Consider the following 4,073-nt stretch of genomic DNA (forward strand, 5'->3'; position numbering starts at 1 on the left):
ATGACTCAACTTGACCAGACCCTACTCCTAGCGTCACTGCGTAAGTCCTGTTGCATTAGCATAACTGGAACTTCGATCAGTACGCCTACGACCGTCGCGAGTGCGGCTCCAGAGTTTAAGCCAAATAACACTACAGCGGTAGCGATCGCGACTTCAAAATGATTGCTGGCCCCAATCAAAGCAGCAGGGGCAGCATCTTCATACGATAGCCCCAACTTCAATGCAGCAACGTATGAGATTAAGAAAATGAAATTGGTTTGAATGAACAATGGCACTGCAATCAATAAGATGTGCAATGGATTATTGACGATTAATTCTCCCTTAAACGCAAACAGTAAAACCAATGTAATGAGTAATGCAGAAATTGCGACAGGATTAAGATATTTGAGAAATCTTTGCTCAAACCAATCTCGTCCTTTGTATCGCAGAATCCATTATCGCCAATACATTCCAGCAATCAACGGGAAGCCCACATAAATCAGGACAGATAGCGCGATCGTTTCCCAAGGAACAGTCAAATCATTAGCAGCAAGCAACCACCGTCCTAATGGCGCGTACAGCAACAACATGGCGAGGGAGTTGACCGCAACCATCACCAACGTATGTCCCTGATTGCCATATGATAGATAACCCCACATCAACACCATTGCAGTACAAGGGGCAATTCCTAGCAAAATTGTTCCGGCAATGTAGGAATTGAATATTGCCACTTCGCGGCAGCGAATAATCTCAGTTCCAGTGATCAGTGGACGAAACACACCACCGAGAAATGCTTGAGCAAATACCAGCATCGTAAACGGCTTGATCAACCAGTTCACCACCAGCGTCAAAATCACAGGCTTCGGAGCGCGAACGGCTTGCTTCGCCTGTGAGAAGTCAATTTTGACCATGATGGGATACATCATGAAAAACAGGCAAATGGCAATCGGAATCGACACTTGATAAAAGCTCATCGCATCTAAAGCCGTCGCAACCTCTGGGAACGATCGTCCCAACACGATTCCCACGCCAATGCATAGAAAAACCCATAGGGTAAGGTATTGCTCAAAAAAGCTGAGCGTTCCGGTCGCTGGTGCGGATGATGAATTTAAGTTGGAAGGTTTTAAGCTCATGAAGTAGACCGTTAAATATATCAGTCGTTCGCTAAATGTTAATCAGGCAGAAACTCTAATCACCGCCTTCAGCTTTCCAAGCAACCTCTTGACTGGGTTGAGGATCAGGCAGGTTGCGAGTAATTACCGCCGCCGCTAAGACTAAAATGGTCGAAACCCACAAGCAGCCCACCAAGCCATAAAACTGATACACCAACCCAGATAGCACTGTTCCCGCTAACCGCCCTCCAGAATTTGCCATGTAGTAAAAGCCAACATTCAACGCGACTTTGTCGTCATCGGTGAATGCTAAAATTAAATAAGAATGAACGGCAGAGTTAAATGCAAAGACAACGCCAAACAGAAGAAGCCCACCGACGATCGCAGCGTTGGCAGGAACGTTCAGTTGGAGCGCGATCGCGATCGCTGCTGGAACCACCGTGAGCAAGAATGTCCAAAATTGAACCGTCTTTGACTGAGGCGGACGACCCGACCCAAATCGTCGAATTAAGGTCGGAGCTAGGGATTGAATGATGCCGTAGCCAATTACCCAACAGGCGAGAAATCCACCGACCTGATAAAACGACCAACCCAGAACACTCCGCAGAAAAACAGGCAATCCAACCACAAACCAAATATCTCTAGAGCCAAATAGAAAGAATCGCGCCGCAGAGAGAATGTTAATCTCACGGCTCTTAGAGAAGAGTTGAGTAAATTTGACTTTTGCTTTGATTTTGCCCATTCCTTTCGGTAGAAACAAGCCTGTAAACATCAATAGGGACAAGCCCCCTGCCATAATCCACAAGGAAGCGACGAAGCCAAATAATCCCAGTAGGGCGCTACCGACGAAGAAGCCTACTCCTTTGAGCGCATTCTTCGAGCCTGTCAGAATGGCGACCCATTTGAACAGTGCAGAGTGGGCATCTTGCGGCACGACTAATCGGATCGCGCTCTTGGTACTCATTTTGGTCAAATCTTTGGCAATGCCTGAAAATGCTTGAGCTACCATCACATATAGCACCGCCAACCATTGCGCCCAACCCGGATTGAGAAATGACAACAACACCAGAGAAAAGATTTGTAGTCCAATCCCGGTGTAGAGCGTTACCTTCAGCCCTAACTGAGACCCGATCCAGCCGCCTAAAAAGTTTGTGACTACCCCAAAGACTTCGTAAAACAGAAACAGAGAGGCAATTTGAATCGGGGTGTAGCTGATGTTGTTGAAGTAAAGCAACACCAACATTCGCAGGGCGCCATCGGTAATCGTGAAGCCCCAATAGGTCAGTGTGACGAGGATATAGTGCTTGAAATTGGCACGAGAAGCAGTAGAAGTTGCCATGAGAAACGAGGAAGTAGGGGTTCAGGAAAAGATGGCTTTAACTCGACCTAGTTCAGGCTGATTGCAACTTTTCTCGCCAGTTCCACCATGCGATTTGAGTAGCCCCATTCGTTGTCATACCAAGCCAAAATTTTCACCTGGGTTTGATCGACAACCATTGTGGAAAGCGCATCAATAATCGACGATCGCGGATCATCTTTGTAGTCAATCGAAACCAACGGACGTTCTTCATAGCCCAAAATGCCGTTCAGCGTTCCTTTAGCCGCCGTTTTCAGCAGTTGATTGACTTCTTCAACCGTGGTCGATCGCGCCACTTCAAATACGCAATCTGTGAGCGAGGCGTTGAGCAATGGAACCCTGACGGCTAAACCGTTGAGCTTTCCATTTAGTTCGGGATAAATTAGCCCGATCGCAGTGGCTGATCCGGTAGTGGTGGGAATCAGCGATAAGCTAGTTGCCCGCGCTCGACGCAAATCTTTGTGAGGTGCATCGACGATCGTTTGAGTGTTGGTGTTGTCGTGAATTGTGGTGATCACACCGTGCTTGATGCCCAATCCTTCATGAATCACTTTGACGACGGGCGCAAGACAATTTGTGGTGCAAGAAGCAGCAGTCAGCAGATTGTGTTGGTCTGGCTCGTAGAGATCGTCATTAATTCCCATGACGATGTTGAGCGCGCCTTGTTTAACCGGAGCCGCGACGATGACTTTCTTAACTCCGCGCTTGAAATAAGGATCAAGGGTTTCTGGAGTCCGAAACTTGCCAGAACATTCCAGCACGATGTCTACACCGTAATCTTCCCAAGGCACTTCACCCGGCGCTGCCCACGCACTAAAGCTAATCGGCTGACCGTCAATCAAAATCCGGTTCTCGCCAGCCGCTTCTACGTCTGGTGCCCAACGTCCATGCACCGAGTCAAATTTGAGCAGATGGGCTGCTGTTACGGCTCCACCTTTGACTTCGTTGATATGGACAAACTTGATTTCTGACCAGCCCCAAGCTGCCCGTAAATCTAAGCGCCCAATTCTGCCAAATCCATTAATGCCAACTCGGACGGTCATAGATTTTACCTGGTGAACAGTTTTCATATTTCAATTTAAATTAGTGTATTGATTTAGTTCTTCCATATCAAGCGGCAAATCTGGAAATTTTGGGAAATTCAAATCTAAAAAAGTTGATGCTATTCTTTGATTAGTTGTTCACGATCGCACCTTGGGGATAGAGCGATCGCGAACGCTAACCCTTAAAAAACAGATTGATTCGCGAATCTTTGCCCGCACCGTATAGCTTTAGGGGACAATCACGATACAAGGCTCGAATTTGTTTCCAGTTCGTCATTTTGCATTACGCAACAGGTTCTCAAGCTTTTTTAACTCTGCGATCGCGACTGCGCCGAGTGTTCTGGAGATTAACCGAGACGGGATAGCATTGTGCCCTTTAGATTTTTTCGCGATCGCGTCATTGATCGGAAAGACCGTACTCGAGCGGTCGATTTGAATGCCCCTTGCTACCGCAGGATTTCCGTCTGCAGCTAGCTGTCTGTCCTATTTGTGCCTATTCGGGGAATCACATTGGAGCAATTTGGTATTTCTTGCGGCGTTGTTGCATGAAGAGGAGTTGCGGAAGGGTGGGGCATGGTAAGT

3 protein-coding genes are annotated in these 4,073 nt (G+C 47.4%); all 3 read right to left on the reverse strand.

The annotated features are described in order from the left end of the window. Positions 1-434 precede the first annotated feature (434 nt). Genes AC5I6P_RS01900 through AC5I6P_RS01910 form a run of 3 tightly spaced genes read right to left on the reverse strand, consistent with a single transcriptional unit; the run spans position 435 to position 3,491 of the window. The gene (locus tag AC5I6P_RS01900; RefSeq protein ID WP_495692070.1) at positions 435-1,112 is read right to left on the reverse strand and encodes an arsenic resistance protein; all 678 of its coding nucleotides are present in this window, start codon (positions 1,110-1,112) and stop codon (positions 435-437) included. A gap of 55 nt (positions 1,113-1,167) precedes the next feature. Next, entirely contained in the window at positions 1,168-2,430 is a 1,263-nt protein-coding gene (gene arsJ / locus AC5I6P_RS01905) for an organoarsenical effux MFS transporter ArsJ (RefSeq protein ID WP_495692071.1), read from the reverse strand. 47 nt (positions 2,431-2,477) lie between these two features. Beyond that, on the reverse strand, positions 2,478-3,491 hold the full coding sequence (locus AC5I6P_RS01910) for an ArsJ-associated glyceraldehyde-3-phosphate dehydrogenase (protein WP_495692072.1): 1,014 nt from the start codon (positions 3,489-3,491) through the stop codon (positions 2,478-2,480). Positions 3,492-4,073: the final 582 nt, after the last annotated feature.

This window comes from Myxacorys sp., assembly GCF_059501405.1.

Bases quoted from the DNA above. Each gene is read 5' to 3' on its own strand.
- AC5I6P_RS01900 (WP_495692070.1), bottom strand. From the start codon at position 1,112: ATGAGCTTAAAACCTTCCAACTTAAATTCATCATCCGCACCAGCGACC.
- arsJ (WP_495692071.1), bottom strand. From the start codon at position 2,430: ATGGCAACTTCTACTGCTTCTCGTGCCAATTTCAAGCACTATATCCTC.
- AC5I6P_RS01910 (WP_495692072.1), bottom strand. From the start codon at position 3,491: ATGACCGTCCGAGTTGGCATTAATGGATTTGGCAGAATTGGGCGCTTA.